The following is a 25962-nucleotide window of genomic DNA, read 5'->3' as shown; positions in this document are numbered from 1 at the left end:
ACATTGGTTTCACTCGTGTCGTACACATACCACCGGGGATGACATTTGTAATAAGAATTGTTATCATCTAGAAATAAGTCGAGATAAAAATCAAAATAATTCAGCGACTTACCCCGGATACCCAGCTCTCGATCTTATCGTTGCCAGGCACAGGACCACGATAACTCAGAGGGAATCACCATGTCTTACCGCTCGCTCGACGCGCGGCCGACGGCTGTTTCAGCCGCTGTTGCCACCGCCTTGTTTTGCATCGCCAACGCCGCCCTGGCGCAGGAACCTGCCGGCAACGCCAGCACCTTGCCGGAGGTGAACGTTACCGCCGCCACCGACCAGACCGCGACCGGTCCGGTCAACGGCTTCGTCGCCAAAAAGACCCTGACCGGCAGCAAGACCGAAACACCGTTGCTGGAAACACCGCAATCGGTTTCCGTCGTCACGCGCGACGAAATGAACACGCGCGGCGCACAAAACCTGATCGATGCGTTGGCCTACACCCCCGGCGTCGGCGCACCCTACCCTGACCCGAACGGCGACTGGCAATACATTCGCGGCTTCTTCGCGTCGCAATATCTGGACGGCCTGCGCGTGGTCTATTCGGGCGGCGGCGGCGCCGTCACCATGCGTACCGAAACCTGGGGCCTGGAGCGCGTTGAAGTATTGCGCGGCCCGGCCTCGGTACTGTACGGCACCAACGCACCGGGCGGCATCGCCAACTCGGTCAGCAAGCGTCCCACCGCGGAGCCGATCCGTGAACTGCAGGTGCAATACGGCAGCTTCGACCGCAAGCAGGCCGCCTTCGATATCGGCGGCGCCATCGATGAAGACGGCAAGCTGAGCTACCGCCTCAACGGCCTGATTCGCGATGCCGGCACCAGCGTCGACGGCGTCAAGAACAACCGCCGCTACTTCGCGCCCGCCATTACCTGGCGGCCTTCCGGCGACACCAGCTTCACGCTGCTGGCGCATTACCTGAGCGAAGACCTGAGCCCGCGCAATTTCATCCCGTCCAAGGGCACGCTGTTCGTGAATCCGCTCGGCCAGATTGCCCGCGACCGCAATCTCGGTGAGCCGGACTACAACATCTACACGCGTGAGCAGCACGCCGTCGGTTACGCGTTCGAGCATCGCTTCAACGAGGCGCTGACACTGCGCCAGAACTTCCGCTTCACCGACGTTAACGCCTACTCGCGCGCGATCTCGCCGACCAGCTTCGCCAATCTGCAGGCCGACAACCGCACGGTGTTGCGTTCGGCGTCGCAAGCCTGGCGCCAAAGCCAGACCACCAACGTCGATACCCATCTGGAAGCAAAGTTCGACACCGGTCCGGTCAAGCACACCAGCCTGGTCGGCTTCGACTATTCGCAGTATGAAGAAGACACCCGTTCGGCCAGCGCCACGGCAAGGCCGATCGATATTTTCAATCCGGTGTACGGCACCCTGCCGACCTCGGCGTACACCTTTGCCGCGCCGACGCTGCAGAAACAGGAACGCCCCGGCGTCTATCTGCAAGACCAGGCTGCCTTGGGCAACTGGCGCTTTACGCTGGCGGGCCGCTATGAACAGGCGCGCACCAGCACCCGCAACCAGAGCACCCTCGCCACCACGGCCAGGCTGGAAGACAGCGCCTTCACCAAACGCCTCGCGGCCCTGTACCTGTTCGAAAACGGCGTGGCGCCGTACGTGAGCTATTCGGAATCCTTTGAACCGATCAGCGGCACCGACTTCTTCGGCAAGCCGTTCATCCCGACCAAGGGCGTGCTGTATGAAACCGGCGTGCGCTATCAGCCGAAGGCATACAACGCGCTGTTTTCTGCTGCGGTGTATCAGCAAAAGCAGAAGAACAACACCATGACCGATCCGGATCCGACGCATGTCTGCGCCGGCGGTACGCAATGCTCGGTGCAAACCGGCGAATTGCGCACCCAAGGCATTGAACTGGAAGCCAAGCTGACGCTGGAAAACGGCGTCAACCTGACGGCCGCTTACGCTTACACCGCCGGCAAATACCTGAAAGCCAGCGCGCCGGCGCAGGACAAGGCGCCGACCTCGCTGGCGCCGCATACGGCGTCGGTATGGGCCGACTACGAAGTGAAGAACGGCCCGTTGAACGGTCTCGGCTTCGGCGCCGGTGCGCGCTACACCGGTAAAATGTGGCTCGACGCCGGCAACACGCAAAAGATCGCGTCGTTCACCCTGGTCGACGCGATGTTGCGTTACGACCTGGCGAAACTGGATCCGAAACTCAAGGGCGCACGTCTGGCCTTCAACATCCAGAACCTGTTCGACAAAGTGTATTACCCCGGTATCTGCTCGACGAATTACTGCCTGTACGGCGAAGGCCGCACTGCGACGGCAACGCTGTCGTACGGCTGGTAATCGTACATAGCCGACGCCGCATCACCACCACGTAAAGAAATGAACCTGAATCCTGCCCTTCGTTATCGCCTCGCCGTCGCTTCACGCGCAGTAGCCGCCATCGGCGGCGGTTACGCGCTCTCCGCCGCGGTCGCCGCCCTGCTTGCCGTGGTGTTGCCGATGCACCCTGCCGAAGCGGTGATCACCGCCACGCTGTTGTCGTTCATCGTGTTTTGCTGCGCGGTGCTGTGGGTGTTCGCGGCGCGCACGGCGTGGCGTGCGTGGGGCGGGATCGTGGCGCCGGGCGTGTTGCTCGGTCTTGGTTTATTGGTACAGCGGAGCATGGCATGAGAGAAGGTTTCCGCCAATCGATGGCATGGCTGCACACCTGGTCCGGCCTGCTGGTGTGCTGGGTGCTGTTCCTGGTGTTCTGCGCCGGCACCGCATCCTACTTCCGCGAAGAAATCACGCTGTGGATGAAGCCCGAACTGCATGCGTCGCACAGCGTGCAGATCAGCGATGCCCAGGCTGCGCAAACCGCGCTGACCGCATTGCAAAGCAAGGCGCCGGATGCCTCGCGCTGGTTCATCACCTTGCCTGCCGAACGCAGCACGGCACTGCGCATCGGCTGGATCAGCCCGCCGCCCAAGGATGCGCCGCCGAAGACGCGCGGCAAGTTCACCAGCCAGATCATCGATCCGCTGACCGGTGAAAAAATGCCCGACGTGCGCGAGACGCGCGGCGGCGAATTCCTCTACCGCCTGCACTTCGACCTGCATTACATGCCGGCGCTGTGGGCGCGCTGGATCGTCGGCTTCTGCGCCATGTTCATGCTGGTGGCAATCGTCAGCGGCGTGATCACGCACAAGCGCATCTTCAAGGACTTCTTCACCTTCCGTCCGAAGAAGGGCCAGCGCTCCTGGCTCGACGCGCATAACGCCACCGCCGTGCTGGCCCTGCCCTACCACCTGATGATCACCTACACCGGCCTGGTCACGCTGATGTTCATGTACATGCCGTGGGGCATCCAGACGGCGTACAAAGGGAACCAGGAAAGCTTCTTCGCCGACGTCTTCCCGAGCGCCAGGAACGGCAAACCTGCCGGCAAGCCGATGCCGCTGACGCCGCTGCAACCGCTGCTGGCGCAAGCCGAACAGCGCTGGCACGGCATCCCGGCGGTGGGCATCACGATCAATCATCCGGGCGACGCCAACGCGACGATTCAAATCCGTCGTCAGGAAGAAAAAGGCCTGAACTACATCCAGCCCAGCGTGCAATTCAACGGCGTCACCGGCGCGCTGGTCAGCGCCGACAATGAAGACATCGGCGGCGCCAACGCCACCCGCGGCGTGCTGTACGGCCTGCACATCGGCCACTTCGCCAATCCGCTGCTGCGCGTGCTGTTCTTCCTGTGCGGCCTGTCGGGCTGCGCCATGGTCGCCACCGGCGCGCTGCTGTGGGCGGTCAAGACGCGCCAGGGTTACGCCAGGAAACTCGCCGCCGGTGGACGGGTGGGCTTCGGCCTGCGCCTGGTGGAAGCGCTCAACATCGGCGCCATCGCCGGCCTGCCGATCGCCTTCGCCGCCTACTTCTGGGCCAACCGCCTGCTGCCGGTGGCGATGCCCAGGCGCCCCGATGCCGAGATCAGCTGGTTCTTCATCGCCTGGGGAGTGGCCGCCGTGCTGGCGCAGATCCGTCCCGACCGCCGCATGTGGCAATGGCAATTGTGGACCGGCGCCCTGCTCTTCATGGGCATCCCGGTGCTGAATGTCTTCACCACCTCGTCGCACCTGGGCGTGACGCTGTTCATGGCGCAGGGTCCATGGTCGGTGGCCGGTTTCGACCTGACGGTGCTGGCGCTGGGAATCGGTCTGGCGCTCGCGGCATGGCACCTGGGCCGCAAGAAGAAAGCGGCAAAGAAAAGCGGCAAACAGCATCCGCAAGAAACGTCGGAAGCCAAGCTGCAGGAGGCCGCGTGATGAGCATGGCCGACCTGATCCCGCTGCCATTCCTGGCGACGCTGGCGCTGACCTACAGCGCCTGGGTGGCGCTGAGCCTGGCGATGGACCGCCACTACGCCGACATCAACGGCCGCGGCGCCGAGCCAAGCGCAGCGCTGCGCAAGCGCGGCCGCCGGCTCGGCACGCTGGCGCTGACGGCGGCCTTCGCCGTGTGCGTGCGCGACAGCGGCTGGGGCATCGGCCCGGTGGTCTGGCTCGGCACCATGACCGTCGCCGCCCTGCTGCTGGTGCTGCAGCTGTGCTACGCGCCGAAGTCGGTACCGCGCACGGGCAAGCCGGCGTTGTGGCTGGCGTTGCTGCTCACGCTGGCGACCGGCCTGGTGTAATTCCTTCCCGCGTGGCTGACAACAACAGTAAATTGCCGGCGACAAAACAGGTGCAAAGACGATCTTCGCAGAGCTTGCTCAGAATGAACGCATGACCCTCACGGTGACGTAAGGCAGGCGTTCGGTCGCGGCGGAGGCGCGCGCGCTGTGCAGGCGATGCAGGGTGATCTGGTTGACTTCCGCGTGGCTGCCGTCGATGTGCTCGGTTATCAACCTGACAGCTTCATCGCCGGCGCGGGCGTCGATCTGCGCAAGGATGGCGGCATGTTCTTCGTAGGTCGATCCAACGCAATCACCGTACACGAAATCAAGCCGCCGCACGATGCGGATGCGGTCGGTCAGGCGGTCGAAGGCGCTCGCCATTTCCTGGTTGCCGGTGGCGCGCACCAGCGTCTGGTGGAAGGCTTCATCGAGCGCGGCGGCGGCGCGGCCGTCGGTCAGGCGCTGTTCCACCGGTACGCACCAGTCCGCCTTGAGGGCCTCGATCTGCGCCATGTCGATGGCGCGTTTGCCATCGACATGGCCGGCGCACAGGCGCCTGACGGCATGCACTTCGATCAGCTGGCGCAACTCGTACAAGTCGGCAAAGCGTTTGAAATCCATCGTCACCACTTCCCAGCCGCCGCGCACGTAGCCCTGCATCAGGCCGTCGCTTTGCAGGCGTTGCAGCGCCTCGCGCACCGGCGTGCGCGAGACCTTGAAGTAGGCCGCGACTTCGGTCTCGGTGACCTGGTCGCCGGGCAGCAGGCGCATCTCGAAGATGTCTTCACGCAAGCGCGCGTAGACATACTCCGGCAAGGACGACGACTTGGCCGGCTCTGCGGCGACGCTGTCCATCAGCGACGGATCGGGTGAAGCATGCATGGGCGCACAGCCTTTTTCAGAAAAGAGTGAAACTACCAGGCCGCCACGCAACCGTCGCTGCGCGGTTCGGTGCCGCCGCACAGCACGCCGTTGGCGTCGCGCCAGATGATCTGGCCGCGGCCGAAACCGAGCTGGTTGCCGGACCAGCTGACTTCATGCCCGAGCCCGGCCGGGCCGAGGCCGCGGAACAGGTGCTCGGCGGTGGTGTGTTCGATGCTGACCTTGTTGCCGCTTTCCCATTCCCAGCGCGGCGCGTCCAGCGAGGATTGCGGATTGAGGCCGAAGTCGACCGTGTTCATCACCATCTGCACATGGCCTTGCGGCTGCATGAAGCCGCCCATCACGCCGAACGGGCCGACCGCTTCGCCGTCCTTGGTGAGGAAGCCGGGGATGATGGTGTGATACGGCCGTTTGCCCGGCGCCAGGCAGTTCGGATGAGCGGCGTCGAGCGTGAAATTGTTGCCGCGGTTGTGCAGCGAGATGCCGGTGCCCGGCACCACCAGGCCCGAGCCGAAGCCCATGTAATTGCTCTGGATGAAGGACACCATGTTGCCTTCGTTGTCGGCGGTGCACAGGTACACCGTGCCGCCGCGCGGCGGCTCGCCCGGCGCCGGTAACGCAGCGCGCGCGCCGATCAGCTTGCGGCGCTCGTCGGCGTAGGCGTCCGACAGCAGGTCCTGCACCGGGATGCGCATGTGGCCGCTGTCGGCGATGTGGGCGAGGCCGTCGGCGTACGCCAGCTTGATCGCTTCGATCTGGCGGTGGTAGGTGAGCAGGGTGTCGCGCTCGCTGAAATCGAAGCCCTTCAACATGTTCAGCGCCAGCAAGGCGACCAGGCCGTGGCCGTTCGGCGGGATTTCCCAGACGTCGTAGCCGCGATAGTTGGCGCGGATCGGGTCGACCCATTCCGGCCGGTAGTCGGCCAGGTCGGAGACATCCAGGTAACCGCCGGCGGCGCGCACGAAGGCGGCGGTTTTCTCCGCCAGTGCGCCTTGGTAGAAGCTGCGTGCGTTGTCGTCGGCAATCGATTGCAGCGTCGCGGCGTGACCGGGCGAACGCCACATTTCACCTGCCTGCGGTGCGCGGCCCTGACCCACACCCGCGTCAAGTGAGCCGAAGGTGTCGAACCACGACTTGAAATGATCGTCCTTGAATTCACGCGTGAAATTCTTGTAGGCCTGCTGCCACGCCACCGCCACCATGGGCGACACCGGGAAGCCGTCCTGCGCCAGGCTGATGGCGCCGGCCATCGAACGCGACAGCGGCAGGCGGCCGAAGCGCTCGGCCATCGTCGCCCACGCCGACGGCGTACCCGGCACGGTGACGGGCAGGGCGCCGTACTTGGGCACGTTCTTGTGTCCGGCCGCGCTGAATGCATCGAGCGAAATCGCCATCGGCGCCGGGCCGCTGGCGTTGAGGCCGTGCAGCTGGCCTTTGTGCCAGATCAATGCGAAGGCGTCGCCGCCGATGCCGTTGGCGGTCGGCTCGACCACGGTCAATGCCGCGGCCGCTGCAATGGCGGCGTCAATCGCGTTGCCGCCGGCTTGCAGCACTTGCAGGCCGGCTTGTGCGGCCAGCGGCTGGCCGGTCGCGACCATGCCGCGATTGGCGAAGACCGCGCTGCGGCGGGAAGCGTAGGGGTAGTGATTGGCGTTGAAGGTTGGCATGGGATGCTTTCGGGTTTCTGATCTGGGCGAATGAACAGGTAAATAATTCAAAGGTGAATTCTAGCGATATAGATGGCAGGCGACATACTCGCCCGGCGCGGTCTCGATATTAGGCGGCAGTTCAGTTTTGCAGATATCCATGCAGGACGCGCAGCGCGGATGGAAATGGCAACCCGGCGGCGGCGACGCCGGATTGGGGATGCCGCCTTGCAGCACGATGCGCTGGCGCACCTGGTCCGGATGCTCGCGCGGGATCGCCGACAGCAGCGCCTGCGTGTAGGGATGCCTGGGCGCGCCGTAGACGCTCTCGCAGCTGCCGTACTCGACCATGCGGCCGAGGTACATCACGCCGATGCTATCGCTGACGTGACGGATCACGGCGAGGTCGTGCGAGACGAACAGATAGGTGAGGGCGAATTCCTTTTGCAGCTCTTGCAGGAGGTTGAGGATTTGCGCCTGGATCGAGACGTCGAGCGCCGACACTGCTTCGTCGGCGACCACCAGTTTCGGCCGCGTGATGATGGCGCGCGCGATGCCGACGCGCTGGCGCTGGCCGCCGGAGAATTCATGCGGATGACGGCTGGCATAAGCCTGGCTCAACCCCACCACGTCGAGGATTTCGGCGACCTTGCGCTTGCGCGTGGCGCGATCGAACAGGCCGTGCACGATCAACGGTTCTTCCAATACCTCGCCGATGGTCATGCGCGGATTGAGCGACGCGAACGGATCCTGGAACACCATCTGCATGTTGCGGCGCATGGCGCGCAGGGCGGAAGAAGATAATTTGGAAATTTCCTCGCCCATGAAGTTGACGCTGCCGGCGGTCGGCTCGATCAGGCGCAGCACGCTGCGGCCGGTGGTCGATTTGCCGCAGCCGGATTCGCCGACCAGGCCGAGCGTCTTGCCTTCCTCGATGGCGAACGAGACGTCGTCCACCGCCTTGACCGGCGACGCGCCGCGCTTGCCGGCGGCGAAATGTTTTTTCAGGCCGGAGACCTGGAGCAGGGGAGCGGAACTCATGTCGGCCTCTTCAATTCGGATACCAGCAACGCGCCAGATGGCCGTCGCCCGCGCGATCATCTACGGCATCAAGCGTCGGCGCATCGCGACGGCAACGCTCCTGCACCTTCGGACAACGCGCAGCGAAGCGGCAGCCGGATTCCACCGAACCCGGCAACGGCACCGCGCCGGGAATCGCTTCCAGCGGCTCGCCCGGCACGGCATCCAGCGCCGGCCGCGCGCGCATCAGCGCTTGCGTATAAGGATGGGCGGGCGCGTCGAACAGGTCGCGCACACTGCTTTGCTCGACCACCTGGCCGGCATACATGACCACCACGCGGTCGCACATTTCGGCGACCACGCCGAGGTCGTGCGTGATCATCAGGATCGCGGTGCCGTGCTCGCGCTTGAGTGCGCGCATCAGGTCGAGGATCTGCGCCTGGATGGTGACGTCGAGCGCGGTGGTGGGCTCGTCGCAGATCAGCAGGCCGGGATTGCACAGCAGCGCCATGGCGATCATCACGCGCTGGCGCATGCCGCCCGAGAGACTGTGCGGATAGTCGTCGACCAGTTGCTCGGCGCGCGGCAGGCCGACCCGCTGCAGCATGGCGATGACCTGCGCATCGATGTCCTTGCGGCTCAGATTGCCGTGCACCTTGAGCATCTCGCGCAGCTGGTGGCCGATGCGATGCAGCGGGTTGAGCGATGTCATCGGCTCCTGGAAGATCATGGCGATCTCCTTGCCGCGCATGCTGCGCAAGGTGGCGTCGTCGGCTTCCAGCATGTTGCTGACCCTGACGCCGTCGTTGTATTGCACCGAGCCGCTCAGCTGCGCCTTGCTGGCCATCGGGAACAGCCGCAGGATGGACAGCGCGGTGACGCTCTTGCCGCAACCGGATTCGCCCAGCAGGCCGACGGTTTCATTGGCGCCGACCGAGAACGAGACGCCGTCGACCGGCGCCACGCGCTTGCCGTTGCGGACGAATTCGACTTTGAGATTGTTTACTTCCAACATGGCCGGTTCTCTCTAGCGGTACAGTTTCGGGTCGAATACTTCGCGGATGCCGTCGCCCAGCAAATTGAAACCCAGCACCACCGCAAAGATCGCCACGCCCGGCCACAGCGCCAGCGTCGGATTGGTGTTCAGGTAGCCTTGCGCGATATGCAGCATCGAGCCCCAGCTCGGATCTTCCGCGCGGGCGCCGAGGCCGAGGTAGGACAAGCCGGCTTCGGCGATGATGGCCGAGCCCATCGCGAAGGTGGCCTGGATGATCAGCGGCGCCATCGCATTCGGCAGGACGTAGCGCCACATGATGCGGAGGTGGCCGGCGCCGACCGAGCGCGCCGCCATGACGTAATCGAGATTGCGAATGCTCATCGCCTGGCCGCGTGCGAGACGGATGAAGGCCGGCGCGAAGCCGATGCCGACCGCCGCCATGGCGTTGTAGAAGCCGCCGCCCAGCGCCGCCGCCAGGGCCAGCGCGAGGATCAGCGGCGGGAAGGCTTGCAGCGCGTCGACGATGCGCATCACCACCCACTCATCCCAGAAACCGCGGAAGTAGCCGCTGGCGATGCCGACCGGCACGCCGACGCAGAAGGCCAGGCCGACCGCGATCAGGGCCGCCTGCAGCGAAATGCGCGCGCCGTACAGCATGCGCGAAAAGATGTCGCGGCCGAGATCGTCGGTGCCCATCCAGTGGGTCGTATCGGGACCCGACAGCAGGTTGCCGTAGTCCTGATCGAAGATCGGATCGTGCGTCGCCAGCAGCGGCGCAAAAATCGCGATCAGCACCAGCAGCAGAATGATGGCGGCGCCGAGCACGGCAAGGCGATTGCCGGCGAAACGGCGCAGTCCGGTGAAGCGTTGCCGGCGGGGCAGGGCGTCCGCTGCGTTGGATGGGGTGGCGATGGCCTGGTCCATATTTGCTTTCATGTTGGCGGTCACCTTTCGATGCGCGGATCGATGACGGTGTACAGCACGTCCACCGCCAGGTTGACGATCACCACCATCAGCGCGGCGGCCAGCACGCCGCCCTGCACCATGACGTAGTCGCGCTGGAAGATGGCGTCGACGATCATCTTGCCCATGCCCGGAATGGCGAAGATGCTTTCCGTGATCACCAGCCCGCCCAGCAGCACCGACACCATCAGGCCGCTGGCCGTGACCACCGGGATCAGCGCATTGCGCAGCGCGTGGCCGATCACCACCTGCCAGTCGCGCAGGCCCTTGGAGAACGCAGTGCGGATGTAATCTTCATTGAGCACTTCGAGCAGGCTGCTGCGCACCATGCGCATCAGGATCGCCGACTCGCGCAGCCCGGTCGCCAGCACCGGCATGCACATCGCCGCCAGGTTGCCGCGCCAGTCCTCGGTGAACGGCACGTAGCCCGAGGCCGGCAGCCAGCCCAGCTTGACCGCGAACAGGATGATGAACATCATGCCCAGCCAGAAGTGCGGCACCGACATGCCGAACAGCGCCACCAGCGTGGTGAAGTAGTTGGCGATGCCGCGCGGGCGCACCGCCGACAGGATCCCGGCCGGCACCGCGATCAGGATGCCGACGGCGAAGCTGCCGACCGCCAGTTCGATGGTCACCGGCAGGCGCTGCATCAGCACGTCGATGACCGGCGTGCGGTCGATGAAAGAGCGCCCGAGGTCGCCGTGCAGCACATTCCACAACCAGCGCGCGTATTGCACGTACAGCGGATCGTCGAGACCGAGCTGTAGGCGCAACGCGACCGCCGCTTCGGGTGTCGCTTCCAGGCCGAGGATGGCGGTCACCGGATCGCCGGGCAGGATCGCCAGCAGCGAAAAGATCACCATGCTGACCAGCAGCAGGGTGGGGATGACCAGCAGGATGCGTTTGATCAGTGGCGACATGGGTGATGTAAAAGACTGGGGTAATGCATGTAATGTGGCCGGAAGGCATTGCCGCCGCAGGTCCTCGCCCACGGCGGCAATCGCAACCGCTATCGACCGGTTACTTCGACAGCGTGGCCGTACGGATCACGCCGTCCGGCACCAGCCTGAAGCCCTTGATCGACTTGGAAATGCCGAACAGCACGTTGTCGTGGTTCAGGAAGACGTAAGGCACATCCTTCACCAGGATCTGCATGGCCTGGTCGTAGAAGACCTTGCGCTTGGCCTCGTTGCTTTCCAGGCGGGCTTGTTGCAGCAGGTCGTCGACTTCCTTGGTGCCGTACTTGGAATAGTTCAGCGAGCCGTTGGTGACGGTGAAGTCGTAGACGTTCTGGTCGGGATCGGGACGGCCGCTCCAGCCGACGAACAACGCTTCATGCGTGCCCGCCTTGCCTGCCTCGATCTGCGTGGCCAGCTCGGCTTTTTCCAGCGTGACGCTGATGCCGGCCGGGCGCAGCATGCCCTGGATCATCTGGCCGACCTGCGATTCATACGGCGTGGTCGGCAACGTCAGGCGGAAGCTGAAACCGGCTTCCTTGCCGGCCGCCTTGAGCAGCGCCTTGGCGCGCGCAAGGTCGACTTTCGGCGGTGCATCGGCGTCGCCATGGGCGAACTGGGCCTTGCTGAACGGCGAATGCGCGGCGGCGACGGCGCCGTTGTAGACCACCTTGGCGATGGCGTTGCGATCGATCAGGATGTCGACGGCTTCGCGCACTTCCTTCTTGTCGAACGGCGGCCTGGAGGTATTCAGGTAAAAGCCGCGGAAGCCCAGCGACGGTTTGTTGATGACGGTGTACTTGGCGCCGGCGTCGATGTTGGTGATTTCCTTGTACGGAAAACGGTTGGTGATGTCGACCTGGCCGCTGCGCAGATTGTTGAAGGCGACGTTGACGTCGTTCATGATCCGGTAGGTGACGCCGTCGACTTTCGGCAGGCCGGCCTGCCAGTAGTGCGGATTCTTTTCCAGCGTGATGGTGGCGCCCTTGAGGCGGCCCTTGTAGATGAAGGGACCGGTGCCGACCGGGTTGTTGACGTAGTCGTCGCCGTATTTCTTGACGGCGTCCGGCGAGGACATCATGCCGGCGCGATCGGTCAGGATCGACATGAACGGTGCGAACGGCGCAGTCAGCTCGAGCTTGACGGTGCTGTCGTCGATCACCGTGATCTGCTTGATGTACTTGAGCTCATTGCGGCGCAGGGAGGCTTTCTCCTGTCCGCGCAGCAGGTTGAATTCCACCGCCTTGGCGTTGAACGGTGTGCCGTCCTGGAATTTCACGCCCTTTTGCAGATACAGCGTGTAGGTCTTCTGATCATCGGAAATGGTCCAGCGCTGCGCCAGCATGGGCACGATCTTGCCGCTCTCGTCGAGGTCCACCAGCTTGTCGAAGATGCTTTGATAGACGATGCGCTCGGTGATCATCGACGATTGCGTCGGATCGAGCTTGCCGGGATCGTCGTCCAGCGAAATATTGATGACCGCGGCAGAGGCCGACAGCACCGCGCCGCTCAGCAGACCGGCGGCGGCAAGACGGGTGAAGAGACGCGTTAATGCATATGAAAGCGGAAGAAAAGACTGGCTCATCGTTGTTCCTTTAAATGTAGGCACCAATGTATACATCAAAGTAGACATGCATTTATCGTGCCACAGGCTGGGGACGGAGAGCAGCGTAAAACGGCGAGAAAGCCTGGTTTTTATTTGGCCGGAAGGCAGGAAAGCCTTGTCCGGAGCGCCATTGCGGCGCACAAGAAACCGCCGGACGAGGGCGGTTCACGGCGACAAATCGCCATCAGGATATTGCCAAAAAGAAAATTCATGACATGCGAGAAAGTGCGCCTTGGTGCAACCTCGACTTTGCCGTGCCACCTAAATGGTGCGACGCATGAGTTTACGCCGGCGATGCGCGGTCAGCGCTGCTTCAACGCCGTCGCCGCAAAACCCGCGCTGTTGCAGTTTGCCAACGCCAACGCGTGCTTCACGTCGCCTTGCGCCCTTGCGGGCTGGCCAGGGCGACGCAGCGGCGCGCCAGGATTTCGGTCGGATCGAGCACCGGTACGCGCTTACCTGCCACGGCAAACTTGTCGTCCTGGGCGATCAGCAGCGGCAATTCGGTACAGCCGAGCACGATGACGTCGGCGCCGTTGGCGACCAGGTGGGCGATGGCGCGCTCCAGTTTGGCGCGCACGTCGTCGTTGACGAAGCCGGCCTTGACGCCTTGCTCGCCATAGATGACGTCCATGACCAGCGCTTGGTGCTCGGCATCGGGCACGATCATGCTGAATTTGCCGTGCCCGTTGCTGCGCTCGCCGTTCTGGTCGACGGCCTGTTGATAGACGCCGCTGGCGATGGTGCCGGATGTCGCCAGCAGGCCGATCCAGCTTTTGTCGCCGTGGCGCTTCTCGATGTAGCTGACGGTTTCCGACAGCATGTTGACGATCGGGATCGACAGGTAGGACTGGATGCGTTCGACGAAGGCGTGCGCGGTATTGCACGGGATCGCGATGATGTCGGCGTTGTCGCTCTCGAGGCGCTTGCAGGCGGCGTAGATCGCCACGGTCGGATCGGCGCCGTCGCCGATCAGGTTGTCGGTGCGGTCGGGGATCTTGGGATTGTGTTCGACCACCAGCTTGATGTGGTCCTGGTCGCGCGCGGCCGGCGTGTTCTTGATGACCTTCTCGATGAAGTCGACCGTGGCCGCCGGGCCGACGCCGCCGACCACGCCGATCTTGAACGAGCGTCCCACCTGTTCGGCCTGGAAGCTCAATGCCGATTCCGCATAGATCTGGTTGGTGTCGATGATCGGGATGCCGCGCGCGCTGAGCGCCTCGGCCACGGTGGCGATCTCGGTCATGCCGGGCACGATGACCTGCGCGCCTTGGTCGAGCAAGTCCTTGCAGGCGCGGTACAGCAGGTCGATCGACTCGCCGTCGAGGTAGCCGTTCTTGATGCCGGTGGTGCCGTAGACGGCGCGCATCAGGCAGGCATGCTGCATCACGGCGGACGGATAGAGCAGCTCGCAGTCGTCGGCGAAATATTTCTCGAACAACGCCTTCTTGCGCACGTAGCTGGAAGTCAGCACGCCGATCTTTTGCAGCTTGGGCAGGCGCTGTGCCAGGTGACTGCGGATGGCGGCGACCATGTCGATGATGGGCACGCCGATCTCGGCCTGCACTTCGTCGATGAAGGTGTGGCTGATGAAGCAGGGCAGCAGCACGGCGCTGGTGCCGCGCTGCTCGAAGTCGCGCAGCATGTCGAACACGTACAGCTTGCGCGTGTTGGTCTGGGCATTCTCCGCGCCGGCCATGTCGGCGTCGTCGAAAGCCAGTTGGCCGAACAGCACCTTGACGCGGTCCTTGCCGACTGTCCTGGCTGCGGTGCGCGTCATTTTTGCGTACAGGTCCGCGCTGCCGATGGCGCCGAGGCCGCCGATCACGCCGACCGACATTGCTCGCTGGATTTGTTCGACTTTCATGGATACGCTCGCACGGATGTTGTTCTATGTGCCGAGCATAATCGTTGCGGCGCGCGACGCTATGCAAAGTAGTACGGAGGTTATGTCGCCAAAGCATAGTTTGCCGCAACAGGCGCCGGGCGGGACTTTCCACGCCCGGTTGCACCTGATATACATGCAACCGGGCAGGCATTGTACGGTCGCCGTCCGGGCGCCGCCAACCCGGCAACAAGGAAGACAGCCGATGGACATAAGCTGACGGTCTCCTGACCCCGAGGAATAATTAAGCGACCGGCTCGCTTTCCCCTCAAGTACGGCATCGCAGCATCCGTTAATGTCAGGATGCGCATCGTATCGACCGGATATCTGCCTGTTCCTGCATGAAGAGCCAACAGCCACAAGCTGCAAACATGGCCGGAGGGGACAAGGCAAGCGGCGAACAGCGCCCAACCTCGAGGGAAGACAATGAAAAACCTGAAAATCGGTACGCGCCTGGGCATCGGTTTCGCCGCCATCCTGGTGCTGATGAGCATCATTACCGCGATCGGCGTCTGGCGCCTGCAATCGGTGGGCAACATGACCGACTACATGGTCAACAACGCGCTGGCCAAGGAACGGCTGGTCAATGCTTTCTACAAGTCGATCGAACTCAACGTCGGCCGCATCGTCGCCGCCGCCAAGAACGCCGACCCAGTACAGCAGAAGTTCTACAAGGACCAGATCGTCGCCACCATTTCCAAGAACAACGAATACGTCAAGCAGATGGAAGCGACCATCGTCGACGACCAGGGCAAGGCGCTGCTCAATGAGATCAACGAACGCCGCAAGGTGGTGATCGCCGCCAACACCGAGGTCTTCAAGGAAAAGGACGCCGGCAACGAAGAAGGCGCCCGCAAGGTCGTGGAAGAAAAGTTGCTGCCCAACAGCAAGCTGTACCTGGCCTCGATCGAGAAACTGTCCAATCTGCAGAGCGACGCCATCACCACGCTGACGCACCAGGTCAACGACCTGTTCAAGACCGCGCGCCTGCTCATGATCGTGCTGGGCGGCATCGCGCTGGTGGCCGGCATCGGCCTGGCGGTGTTCATCACGCGCTCGATCACGCGACCGCTGGTCACCGCGGTCGGCGTCGCCGGCCGGGTGGCCCAGGGCGACCTCGGCACCGTCATCACGGTGGAATCGCGCGACGAAACCGGCCAGCTCATGGCGGCGCTCAAGGACATGAACGACAACCTGGTCAATATCGTCGGCCAGGTCCGCACCGGCACCGACACCATTGCCACCGCGTCGGCGGAAATCGCCAACGGCAACCTCGACCTGTCGAGCCGCACCGAACAGCAGGCCGGCTCGCTGGAAGAAACCGCCGCCGCCATGGAACAACTCACCTCGACCGTCAAGCAGAACGCCGAAAACGCCCGCCAGGCCAACCAGCTGGCGGTATCGGCCTCCGAAGTCGCAACCCAGGGCGGCGCCGTGGTCGGACAGGTGATCGACACCATGAGCGCCATCAACGAATCGTCCAAGAAGATCGTCGACATCATCAGCGTGATCGACGGGATTGCCTTCCAGACCAACATCCTGGCATTGAACGCCGCAGTGGAAGCCGCCCGCGCCGGCGAGCAGGGCCGCGGCTTCGCGGTGGTGGCGAGTGAAGTGCGCAGCCTGGCGCAACGTTCGGCCGGCGCGGCCAAGGAAATCAAGGAACTCATCACCGCCTCGGTGGACAAGGTCGACAGCGGCAGCAAGCTGGTCGAAAACGCCGGCGCCACCATGTCCGAAGTGGTCGCCAGCGTGCGCCGCGTGACCGACATCGTCGGCGAAATCAGCGCCGCCAGCACCGAGCAGAGCACCGGCATCGAAGAGGTCAACCGCGCCATCGTGCTGATGGATGAAAGCACCCAGCAGAACGCCGCGCTGGTCGAAGAAGCCGCCGCCGCCGCGCGCGCCATGCAGGACCAGGCCGCCAACCTGGCGCAGATCGTCGGCATCTTCAAGCTCAAGGCATAATCCGGCCCGGCCGGGTTTCCTCCCCGCCGGCTGCGGGAATAGCGTAACAACGCATTTCCTTCCCGCAGCCGCCGTCTCTCTCGCTACAATGTCTGCTCCCTGTTTTTGTGCAGACTTGAGCGGACCGTATGACCACCATCGAAGATATCCAGCGCGCCGCCGCGCGCCTGCAAGGCCAAATCCTCAACACCCCGTGCGTGGAATCGCGCACGCTGTCGGAGATCGTCGGCGCCCAGGTTTTCCTCAAATTCGAAAACCTCCAGTTCACTTCCTCATTCAAGGAACGCGGCGCCTGCAACAAGCTGACCGACCTGGCCGCCGCCGGCGTGCGTGGCGTGATCGCCATGTCGGCCGGCAATCATGCGCAAGGCGTGGCCTATCACGCGCAACGGCTCGGCCTGCACGCGCTGATCGTGATGCCGCGCTTCACGCCGGGCGTCAAGATCGAACGCACGCGCGGCTTCGGCGCCGAGGTGGTGCTGCATGGCGACACGCTGGAAGAAGCGCGCGCCCATGCCTTCGCGCTGGCGCAGGAACGCGGCCTGACCTTCGTCCATCCTTATGACGATGAAGCCATCATCGCCGGCCAGGGCACGGTCGCGCTGGAAATGCTCGACGCCGTGCCCGACCTCGACACGCTGGTGGTGGCCATCGGCGGCGGCGGCCTGCTGGCCGGCATGGCGGTGGCGGCGCGCGCGCGCAAACCCGGCATCGACATCGTCGGCGTGCAGGCCAAGCGCTTCCCGTCGATGATCAACGCCGTGCAGGGCACCACCCATGCGCTCGGCACCAGCACCATCGCCGAAGGCATCGCGGTCGCCACGCCCGGCGTGCTGACGCGTGACATCATCGCGCGCGAAGTCAACGACCTGCTGCTGGTCGACGAGGGCGACATCGAACAAGCCGTGCTGATGCTGCTGGAAATCGAAAAGACCCTGGTCGAAGGCGCCGGCGCGGCCGGGCTGGCGGCGCTGATTCGTCATCCGGAACGCTTCCGCGGCAAGCGCGTGGGCATGGTGCTGTCGGGCGGCAATATCGATCCGCTGCTGCTGGCCGCGATCATCGAACGCGGCATGGTGCGCGCCGGCCGGCTGGCGCGCGTGCGCGTGTCGGCACGCGACGTGCCGGGCGTGCTGGCGCGCATCACCGCCACCGTCGCCGAAGCCGGCGCCAACGTCGACGAAGTGCATCACCAGCGCGCCTTTACCATGCTGGCGGCGCAGAACGTCGACATCGAACTGGTCCTGCAGACGCGCGGCCGCGAACACCTGGCGCTGGTGCTGAACGCCTTGCGCCAGGCCGGCTTCGAGGCCGAAGAACAACACTAAAAAAGCAAGAGAACGGGGGAGCGATGGCGTTTTCGCTGGAGAATTTCGAATACCTGGCCTACTCGCGCCAGCATGAGGAGGCCGCGCGCGAGCTGATGGCGCTGCTGTCGGCGCTGGACGCCAATTACGGCCTGCCGGGCGAGGATTTCACCGCCAAGCCGCTCTCCAGCGTGCAGGCCGACGAACTCAACGAGCACGTCGTCACCCGCATCGCGGCGGCGATTTCCTGCCTGTTCGCGGACAGCGAGTTCCAGTTCTCCCAGCTCGGCTTCGGCCAGATGCTGGTGATGCATCGCTGGCTGTCCAGCCTGTTCGCCGCCAGCTCGTTCCGCAATGCCGACCACGTGGTGCGCGCCTGGAACATCCGCGGCAAGGGCAACCTGCGCGAGGTGGAAATCAGCAACCGCGACCTGATCAAGTTCTGCCTTCTGTATTCGCCCGAGTCCGAAATCCCGATGGACCTCGACGCCTTCTGGGCGCACGACAAGACGCTGGTCGCCAGCCTGTGCCTGGCGCTGCTGTCGCCGCGCCTGCTGGCCACGCCGGTGGCCTACGAAAAGCGCGAGCAGATCCTGCCGTGGCTGTCGGCGCGGCTGGAACAGATCGAGGACCTGGCGCAGCTGCCGGCCGGCATCCTGCACGACGTCTACATGCACTGCAGCTACGCCCGCCGCGCCGACAAGCACGACATCAAGAAGCCGATCAATGCCCTGATCCGGCGCAGCATCGAACGTGCCGGCATTACGTCACTAAATACGCCGGTCCAGGCTGATGGCCCAGGTGGCAAGCGCAAACCCGTGCTGCTGGTCGTGGTGGAATGGTTCAGCTCGGCGCACTCGATCTACCGCACGCACTCGCGCACGCTGGAAGCGGCGCGCGAACTCTTCCACGTGGTCGGCATGGGCTACGCCAGCACGGTGGACGAGGCCGGCCGCGCGGTGTTCGATGAATTCGTCGAGATCGCGCCGGGCGAAATCCTCGACCAATTGAAGCAGATCCGCGGCGTCGCGCAAGAGAAGGCCGCACAGGTGTTCTACATGCCCAGCGTCGGCATGTTCGCGCTGACGATGTTCCTGTCCAACCTGCGCCTGGCGCCGGTGCAGGCGATGGCGCTCGGTCATCCGGCGACCTCGCACTCGCCCGAGATGGATTACGTCGTGGTCGAGGACGACTACGTCGGCGACCCGGCCTGCTTCAGCGAGCAGCTGCTGCGCCTGCCGACCGACGGCATGCCGTATCGCGCCTCGGCGCATGCGAAGCAACTGGATTTGCCAACGGAAATCCGCGAGACGCCCGACGTGGTGCAGATCGTGGTGGCCTCCACCACGATGAAGCTCAATCCCGATTTCCTGCGCGCCTGCCAGCGCATCCTGCACGAGGCAAACAGCAAGATCCATTTCCATTTCCTGATCGGGCAGGCCCAGGGCATGCTGATCTATCCGCAGGTCAAGCGCGTGATCGGGCAATTCCTCGGCGACGCCGCCACCGTCTATCCGCACCAGCAGTACGGCGCCTACATGCAGGTGATCGCGCGCTGCGACATGTTCATCAACCCCTTCCCGTTCGGCAACACCAACGGCATCATCGACACCGTCAGCGCCGGCCTGGCCGGCGTGTGCAAGACCGGGCCCGAGGTGCACGAGCACATCGACGAAGGCTTGTTCGGACGCTTGAAATTCCCGCAATGGCTGGTGACGCCGACGGTCGATGAGTACGTCAAGGCCACCGTGCGGCTGGCCGACGACCACGCGCTGCGCAATCAGCTGCGGCGCGAGCTGACCGGGGTCGATGCGGTGCAGACCATCTTCAATGGTCGTCCGGAAATCATGGGGAAGATGATGCTGGCGGCCTTGCAAGGTAAGGACAAGGACCGGAACAGACGGGACTAGTCGTCGCCGCGGCGGCTGTGCTTGCGCATGTACATGGCCTGGTCGGCGCGCTGCAGCAGCGTAGCGAAATCGCAGACTTCGCCCGGCGACAAGGTCGCCACGCCGGCGCTGATGCTGACCGGGCAATGCGGCCATTTCGCTGCCTGCAGCATGGCCTGGATGCGCTCCACCACCAGTTCGGCGCCGACCTCCGGCGTATTGGGCAGAATCACCGCAAACTCGTCGCCGCCGACGCGCGCGACGAAATCGCTGGCGCGCAGCGGCATGCGCAGCAACTCGCACAACAGACTCAATACATCGTCGCCGGCCGGATGGCCGTAGGTGTCGTTGTACTGCTTGAACATGTCGACGTCGATCATCAGCAAGGACAAGACCTCGCCGCTGCGCAGATGGCGCGACCATTCTTCGCGCAGCCGGCGGTCGAAGCCGCGCCGGTTGCCTGCGCCCGTGAGCGGGTCCGTCAGCGTCTGCCGTTGCAGCATCTGCAGGTCGCGATGCAATTCCACTTGCGTGATGAATTGTCGCGCCAGCAGATGCAGGCCGCTGCGCTGGTGCTGCTCGAGCAGGCGCGGCTTGCGGTCGAGCACGCACAAGGTGCCGAGCAGGTCGCCGCGCTGGTTGCACATCGGCATGGCGGCATAGAAGCGCAAGCCGGTCGGTCCTTTGGCCATGCCGCCAGGGGCGAAGCGCTGGTCGAGGGTAAGGTCGCTGATTTCAGTGATGCGCTCGGGCGTGAGGGCGGCCGATTCGCACAGACCGAAATCGGCGGTGCTGCAGACAATGTCCGACTGCCCGGACAAGCGCCACCACTGGCGGCGCTGATCCATGCCGCCGTCGAGCGCGACCGCCGCGGCCAACGACAGCGCGCCGGTTTCGGTGCAGTCGAACTGGCCCTGCAACTGCGACACCATCGCGATGGGCGTGTCGCACAACATGCCGGCCAGCGAGGTGACGTTCCACAAGAGCTGGCCCAGGCGCTCATCGGGTTCGCTGGCCGGATGGCCGGGCAAACGCACGGACGCAGCAGCGGCCAGGCCGAAGCCGGGCTGCTGCTGGTCGCTGCGGGCCGCACGCAGGTTGGTCATGTTGAAACGGTCATAAGATCATTGCCTGTTCTTTCTGTTCTTTTTCTGTTGTTCTGCGCTGATGCAGAGAATGTAAAACGATATCGGCGAACTGTATATCCCCCAAATGAGCGACATCGCGTTTTGCCCCCGGCACGTATAATCGCGCCACACATTCATGTCATTGCGACAATATCAATCAGGCAATCTCCGGTAATTTTCAGTCCCGCGGCCCCGCCTGCAGGCAATTGCCGCTAGCATCGGCGGTGAGCGCCCGCCCGCTGTTCCATGTTTATTTTCCATATCCCACAATATCCGCCGCCGTGATCCGTCTTCACGGCATGGAAACGACGCTGCCTTCAACGCCGATGGCCGAAGCCGACAACAACAATAAACGTATTACCGACACGGTGCTGCGCGAGCGTTCACGCCTGCGCAACTTCATCCGTACGCGGGTGCCGGATCCGTCCGAAGCGGAAGACATTCTCCAGGACGTGTTCTACGAACTGGTGGAGGCCTGTCGCCTGCCCGAGCCGATCGAGCAGGTCGGCGCCTGGATGTTCCGGGTGGCGCGCAACCGCATCGTCGACCGCTTTCGCAAGAAGCGCGAGCAGGCGCTGCCTGTTTCCGGCGGCGAAGACGAGGATGAAGACGACGGCTGGCTCGAGCAACTGCTGCCCGACACCGACGCCGGCCCGGAAGCCGCCTATGCGCGCTCGCTGCTGCTGGCCGAGCTGCACGACGCGCTGGAAGAACTGCCGGCGGAACAGCGCGACGTCTTCATCGCCCATGAACTCGAGCGGCGCAGCTTCAAGGAGCTGTCCGCAGAAACCGGCGTCGGCGTGAACACGCTGCTGGCGCGCAAACGCTACGCCGTACTGCATCTGCGCTCACGCTTGCAGACGCTGTACGACGAACTGGAATGAAGGCCGGAAGCGTGTACTGAAAGCCGCTCCGACCAGCTACGAATTTTCACATTTTCTTATTTTTTCTTATCTTTTAATTCGCTCACTCGCATCAAGCAAAGGAGGACAACATGGGCTGTCAACGCAAATTCTGGAAAATCCTGGTACTCGTCATCGCCGGGGTCGCCGCGCTGGGCTGGGTCGTCATGTCGCTGTGGAACTGGCTGTTGCCGTCGCTGTTCCCGGGGGTGCATCAGATTGCGTACCTGCAGGCGCTGGGCTTGCTGGTGTTGAGCAAGATCCTGTTCGGCGGCTTCCGCGGACGCGGCTGCCACCATCATCATCGCCAGCGCTGGGAACAGATGAGCGATGAAGAACGCGAGAAATTCAAACAGGGCATGCGCGGCTGGCGCGGCCGCTGGGGGCGCAACGACGTCGCCGATGCGCGTCCGTCCGCCGCCCCCAAAGATCCGCAATGAATAAAATCCTGGATCGGACTTCAGAGCAGCCGCCGGCGCAGCGACAAGCGGCCGGCGGCTGCAAACAAGCCCCCGGCGTCATCGTGCCGGCAGTCAATCTGAAACGTTGCGAAGGGAAGGGCGATTGCCTGGTGGTCTGCCCGGAAGATGTTTTTGAAATCCGCCGCATCGACGACGCCGACTATCAGTCGCTGGGCATGCTCAACAAATTCAAACTGCGCGTGCACGGCATGCACGTCGCCTACACGCCCAACGCCGATGCCTGCCGCGCCTGCGGCCTGTGCGTCACGGCTTGCCCGGAACGCGCGATCACGCTGGTGCGCGCCGCCGCGTAATTTCTCTTAGGGCTTGCCGACCGAGATCTGCGGCTCATCCTTGTGCTTCTTGTCGGCCGCCGTCTTGTCGTGACGCGGCGGCTTGCTGTGGTCGAGCTTGCTCTCGGTCGACTCTTCGTATTCACGATCCGGATTGACCGGCGCATCAGCGTTGTCATCAGCATTACCTCCGGCGGATTGCGGCAGATGCAGGGTGGGGCGGTTGGCCATGGCTGTTCCTTTGTTGTGTGGAAACTCGTGTTGAAGGCTACTGGGCCGGCTGGCCGTTGGACGCGGTGAGGCCGCCATCCACCGGCAGGTTGACCCCGGTGACGAAGCCGGCATCCTCGCTGGCGAGGAAGGCGATCACCGAGGCGATTTCTTCCGGCTGGGCGCCGCGCCCGAGCGGGATGCGCTCGGCAAATTTCGCCATCAGTTCCTTGTCGTCCACCATGTCGGCGGTCATGGCGGTGTACGTGAACGAGGGACAGACGGAGTTGACCCGGATGCCCTTCTTGGCGAAGTCCAGCGCCAGCACGCGCGTGAGATTGACCACCGCGCCCTTGGACGTATCGTAGGCGCTCATGCCCCAGTCGCCGCCCAGGCCCGAGACCGAAGCGACGTTGACGATGCTGCCTTTGGTCTTGGCCAGGTGCGGGATCGCTTCACGCGCGCCGAAGAACACGCTGTCGACATTGTTCGCCTGCACCCGATGCCAGTCGTCGACGCTGACCTCAAGCACATTGCCGGGCACGTGGATGCCGGCGTCGTTGACGAGCACGTCGAGCTTGCCGAATTTTTCAATCGCGAAATCGATCAGGTCGCGCACCTGTTCATGCGCGGAGACGTCGGTCAGGCGCGCTGCGGTGCGGTCCGATGGCAATTCCTCGAGCGTCTCCTGCAGTTTTTCATGCTGGCGATCGGCCAGCACGACCTTGGCGCCTTCCCTGGAAAAGCGATGCGCGGTGGCCTTGCCCATGCCGGATGCGGCGCCGGTGACGATGACGACCTTGTCTTCAAAACGATTCATGGCGGTCTCCAATGTGAGATTTCCCTGGGGACGCGGAGGCGCCTTGCCGCCGGGATGTCACAAGGCGGGGCGGGAAAATGTCGGGGGATAGGTATTACTGTAGTCAGGCCCGCCGCCGATGGACATCGGACACTGCCGCAAGCTGCTGTAGGAGAGAAGAGGAGGCGAGGAAGCAGCGAGCGGAGCACAAAACAAAACGGCGACCCGCAGGCCGCCGTTTGCACCGGGCTATTGCTTCAGCGGCAAGGTGCCAGCCTACCAGCCGTTCTGCGCCGCCGCCTTGCGATACGCCAGGCCCGCCAGCGCCACGTCTTCCAGGCCGATGCCGATGGCCTTGTAGATCACGATATCGTCGTCCTTGCCTTCCTTGCGCTTGTAGCCGATGCTGCCGTCGACGGCTTGGCCCAGTTCCCACACATTGGCCCAGTCGAAGGTGCCCGGTGCGCATTGCACCAGGTCGCCGGCTTCGATTTGCGCCTGCGGTTTCCACTCGACCACGAGCGCGGCGGCGCGCTTGATGGCGACGTCGTCCAGCTCGCGCACGGTGGCCTTGCTGGCGCCGACGGCGGCGACAAAGGCGCCCGGCTTCAACAAGTCGCCCGAGAACAGCGGCGTCGATGCGCGTGTGACGGTCACCAGCACGTCGGCCTGACGGGCGGCGTCGTCGATCTCGACCACGCGCGCCGGCACGCCGTAGGTTTTTGTCACTTCGTCAGCCAGCTCCTGCTGTCCGGACAAGCCTGCGATCAGGATTTCCTTGAACTTGCGCACCTGCAGCAGCGCCGGGATGTGCGAGCGCGCCTGCACCCCGGTGCCGATGACGGCCAGCGTCTCGACGTCCTTGCGCGCCAGCGCATCGCAAGCCACTGCGGTCGCGGCGGCGGTGCGCAGGCCGGTCATGGTGTCGCCTTCGATGGTCGCCAGCGGCGCGCCGGTCTCGGTCGAGAACAGCGTGATCACGAACTTGAACGCGCCCTTGATGGTCGTGTAGACCTTGGCGCCGGCGATGCCCGCATCGGGGATCACCGCACCCATCATCGACAGCATCACGCCGTTGGATGCGCTGGTGCGCACGCGTGCCTGCTGCGCGCCGCTGCCGGCTGCGGCGAAGGCTTCGCGCATGGCTTGCACGGCGTCGGCGGTGGTGACGAGTTCGCTGACTTGCTGGTTGGTGATGAGCTTCACGGTGGTCCTCTTCTAAACGTTGGTTGATGCAAGTTGATGCAGGTTGATGCAGAAACGAAATCCTGTAATTGCTAACGCACTGCGTGCGCGGCCTTCAGGCAAGCCCAGATGCGGTCGAGATCGGAGCGGGCGTCATCGATGCGACGATACAAGCGGATGTCCATCTCGTCGCTCCACAGGCCGGTCGAAAGCGCCTCGTTGTCGTTGGGCGCGATCGCCAGCGTCAGCTTGCCCTCGGCCACTTCGCGCGTCACCGCGCTGGCCGGCAGCCAGGCCACGCCATGGCCTTCCAGCACCATGCTTTTCAGGCCCTCGGCCAGGTCCGACTCAAAACGGCGGAACACGTGCACCGGTCGCGGGCTGGCGCTGAGCTGCTTCTCGACGATGCGGCTCAGCGACGAATAGGAAGAGTAACTCAGGAACGGCACCGGCTCGCTCGCCGTGCCCGGCAGCGTGTACTTCGGCACGCCCTTGCCGATGGCCTTGACGTAAGGGCGCAGCGGCTCCTTGCCGAGCGACAGCATGGCGTAGCGTTCGGAGTCGAGGTCGATGCCCTGCTGCGGATGGTGATAGCAGATCAGCAGGTCGCAGTGACGCTCGACCAGCGCCATCACGGCGTCGTGCACATTGGTCGCCTGCACCGTGGTCGCCATGGCGCCGGTGCACTTCTCGATTTCGGACAGCAGCTTGGGGTAGAGCGTAAGAAGTAGCGTGTGCGGCATGGCGAACTTCACGGTCGCCTGCGCGCCGGCCAGCTGGCCGCGCAGGATCAGGCGCGCCTGGGTCGACTGGTTGAGCATCTCGCGCGCGATCGGCACGAAGGACTCGCCCGCCGAGGTCAGCGCACAGGGATACGTGGAGCGGTCGAACAGCTCGGCGCCGAGCCAGGCTTCCAGCGAACGGATGCGGCGACCGAAGGCCGGCTGCGTGACGTTGCGCAGCTTGGCCGAACGGCTGAAGTTCAGCGTCTCGACCACCGACAGGAAGTCTTCCACCCATTTGATTTCCATTTGTTCGCGCTCTCTCTGGCAGGCATTGACCGCCGCATACTTTCCGGCATGACACTATACAAATACGGCATGGGAATGTCCCATGCCGTTTCGGCATTGCCTTGACGACAAGATTTTAAAGCGGAAGTCGCTGGCCGGCACTGGCGCTCGC

At 64.0% G+C, this 25962-nt stretch carries 23 protein-coding genes; 10 read left to right on the top strand and 13 right to left on the bottom strand.

What is annotated here, in order from left to right; translation table 11 throughout:
• The first annotated feature begins 180 nt into the window (after positions 1-180).
• The 4 genes from DXT88_RS00230 to DXT88_RS00215 are packed head-to-tail and all read left to right on the top strand — an operon-like array spanning position 181 to position 4702.
• Positions 181-2376: a TonB-dependent siderophore receptor gene (locus tag DXT88_RS00230; protein ID WP_265210871.1), complete on the top strand. Its 2196-nt coding sequence runs from the start codon at positions 181-183 to the stop codon at positions 2374-2376.
• A 39-nt stretch (positions 2377-2415) separates the two neighbouring features.
• On the top strand, positions 2416-2706 hold the full coding sequence (locus tag DXT88_RS00225; protein ID WP_265210870.1) for a DUF3649 domain-containing protein: 291 nt from the start codon (positions 2416-2418) through the stop codon (positions 2704-2706).
• On the top strand, positions 2703-4334 hold the full coding sequence (locus DXT88_RS00220; protein ID WP_265210868.1) for a PepSY-associated TM helix domain-containing protein: 1632 nt from the start codon (positions 2703-2705) through the stop codon (positions 4332-4334). Before DXT88_RS00225 ends, DXT88_RS00220 begins: the two co-directional genes overlap by 4 nt.
• Complete coding sequence (locus tag DXT88_RS00215; RefSeq protein ID WP_265210866.1) at positions 4334-4702, top strand: DUF3325 domain-containing protein; 369 nt, start codon at positions 4334-4336, stop codon at positions 4700-4702. Before DXT88_RS00220 ends, DXT88_RS00215 begins: the two co-directional genes overlap by 1 nt.
• 78 nt (positions 4703-4780) lie before the next feature.
• On the opposite strand, the gene DXT88_RS00210 is transcribed toward DXT88_RS00215, so the two are convergent.
• The 8 genes from DXT88_RS00210 to cuyB form a co-directional block, all read right to left on the bottom strand.
• On the bottom strand, positions 4781-5566 hold the full coding sequence (locus DXT88_RS00210) for a GntR family transcriptional regulator (protein WP_265210863.1): 786 nt from the start codon (positions 5564-5566) through the stop codon (positions 4781-4783).
• Between the two features lie 32 nt (positions 5567-5598).
• Positions 5599-7233, bottom strand: coding sequence for a gamma-glutamyltransferase family protein (locus DXT88_RS00205; protein ID WP_265210861.1), 1635 nt, complete (start codon positions 7231-7233; stop codon positions 5599-5601).
• A 60-nt stretch (positions 7234-7293) separates the two neighbouring features.
• Positions 7294-8253, bottom strand: coding sequence for an ABC transporter ATP-binding protein (locus DXT88_RS00200; protein WP_265210860.1), 960 nt, complete (start codon positions 8251-8253; stop codon positions 7294-7296).
• 10 nt (positions 8254-8263) lie between these two features.
• Positions 8264-9247: an ABC transporter ATP-binding protein gene (locus DXT88_RS00195; RefSeq protein WP_016836229.1), complete on the bottom strand. Its 984-nt coding sequence runs from the start codon at positions 9245-9247 to the stop codon at positions 8264-8266.
• 12 nt (positions 9248-9259) lie between these two features.
• Entirely contained in the window at positions 9260-10153 is an 894-nt protein-coding gene (locus DXT88_RS00190; RefSeq protein ID WP_265210896.1) for an ABC transporter permease, read from the bottom strand.
• Positions 10154-10173: 20 nt separating this feature from the next.
• Complete coding sequence (locus DXT88_RS00185; RefSeq protein ID WP_265210858.1) at positions 10174-11112, bottom strand: ABC transporter permease; 939 nt, start codon at positions 11110-11112, stop codon at positions 10174-10176.
• Between the two features lie 100 nt (positions 11113-11212).
• Positions 11213-12733, bottom strand: a complete 1521-nt coding sequence (locus DXT88_RS00180; protein WP_265210857.1) for an ABC transporter substrate-binding protein — start codon at positions 12731-12733, stop codon at positions 11213-11215.
• 391 nt (positions 12734-13124) lie between these two features.
• The gene (gene cuyB, locus DXT88_RS00175; protein ID WP_265210856.1) at positions 13125-14621 is read right to left on the bottom strand and encodes a cysteate racemase; all 1497 of its coding nucleotides are present in this window, start codon (positions 14619-14621) and stop codon (positions 13125-13127) included.
• 444 nt (positions 14622-15065) lie between these two features.
• Here cuyB and DXT88_RS00170 point away from each other — a divergent pair, with 444 nt between their 5' ends.
• The 3 genes from DXT88_RS00170 (at position 15066) to DXT88_RS00160 (ending at position 19824) form a co-directional block, all read left to right on the top strand.
• Complete coding sequence (locus tag DXT88_RS00170) at positions 15066-16607, top strand: methyl-accepting chemotaxis protein (RefSeq protein ID WP_265210854.1); 1542 nt, start codon at positions 15066-15068, stop codon at positions 16605-16607.
• Positions 16608-16735: 128 nt separating this feature from the next.
• Complete coding sequence (locus DXT88_RS00165; RefSeq protein ID WP_265210853.1) at positions 16736-17935, top strand: threonine ammonia-lyase; 1200 nt, start codon at positions 16736-16738, stop codon at positions 17933-17935.
• Between the two features lie 23 nt (positions 17936-17958).
• The gene (locus tag DXT88_RS00160) at positions 17959-19824 is read left to right on the top strand and encodes a peptide transporter (RefSeq protein WP_265210852.1); all 1866 of its coding nucleotides are present in this window, start codon (positions 17959-17961) and stop codon (positions 19822-19824) included.
• On the opposite strand, the gene DXT88_RS00155 is transcribed toward DXT88_RS00160, so the two are convergent.
• Complete coding sequence (locus tag DXT88_RS00155) at positions 19821-20909, bottom strand: sensor domain-containing diguanylate cyclase (RefSeq protein ID WP_265210850.1); 1089 nt, start codon at positions 20907-20909, stop codon at positions 19821-19823. The two genes, DXT88_RS00160 and DXT88_RS00155, sit on opposite strands and share 4 nt — an antisense overlap.
• Before the next feature lie 320 nt (positions 20910-21229).
• On the opposite strand from DXT88_RS00155, the gene DXT88_RS00150 reads away from it, so the two are divergent.
• The 3 genes from DXT88_RS00150 (at position 21230) to DXT88_RS00140 (ending at position 22607) form a co-directional block, all read left to right on the top strand.
• Positions 21230-21814, top strand: a complete 585-nt coding sequence (locus DXT88_RS00150; RefSeq protein ID WP_265210895.1) for an RNA polymerase sigma factor — start codon at positions 21230-21232, stop codon at positions 21812-21814.
• Positions 21815-21924: 110 nt separating this feature from the next.
• A complete protein-coding gene (locus tag DXT88_RS00145; RefSeq protein WP_016836217.1) occupies positions 21925-22272 on the top strand; it encodes a hypothetical protein in 348 nt (115 codons plus the stop codon).
• Positions 22269-22607, top strand: coding sequence for a ferredoxin family protein (locus tag DXT88_RS00140; protein WP_265210849.1), 339 nt, complete (start codon positions 22269-22271; stop codon positions 22605-22607). Before DXT88_RS00145 ends, DXT88_RS00140 begins: the two co-directional genes overlap by 4 nt.
• A gap of 6 nt (positions 22608-22613) precedes the next feature.
• On the opposite strand, the gene DXT88_RS00135 is transcribed toward DXT88_RS00140, so the two are convergent.
• The 4 genes from DXT88_RS00135 to DXT88_RS00120 form a co-directional block, all read right to left on the bottom strand.
• A complete protein-coding gene (locus tag DXT88_RS00135; protein ID WP_265210848.1) occupies positions 22614-22817 on the bottom strand; it encodes a hypothetical protein in 204 nt (67 codons plus the stop codon).
• A 37-nt stretch (positions 22818-22854) separates the two neighbouring features.
• Positions 22855-23616 (bottom strand): SDR family NAD(P)-dependent oxidoreductase, encoded by a 762-nt coding sequence (locus tag DXT88_RS00130; protein ID WP_265210846.1) that lies wholly within the window; start codon positions 23614-23616, stop codon positions 22855-22857.
• Positions 23617-23871: 255 nt separating this feature from the next.
• Positions 23872-24801 carry an ornithine cyclodeaminase family protein gene (locus DXT88_RS00125; protein ID WP_265210845.1) on the bottom strand — a complete coding sequence of 310 codons (930 nt, stop codon included), beginning with the start codon at positions 24799-24801 and terminating at the stop codon, positions 23872-23874.
• Positions 24802-24872: 71 nt separating this feature from the next.
• Entirely contained in the window at positions 24873-25811 is a 939-nt protein-coding gene (locus tag DXT88_RS00120; RefSeq protein WP_265210843.1) for a LysR family transcriptional regulator, read from the bottom strand.
• Positions 25812-25962: the final 151 nt, after the last annotated feature.

The organism is Herbaspirillum lusitanum (assembly GCF_026127345.1).
Classification (GTDB): domain Bacteria; phylum Pseudomonadota; class Gammaproteobacteria; order Burkholderiales; family Burkholderiaceae_D; genus Herbaspirillum; species Herbaspirillum lusitanum.
Note: the sequence above shows the minus strand (reverse complement) of the source record. Positions and strands in the feature narration are given on the sequence as shown.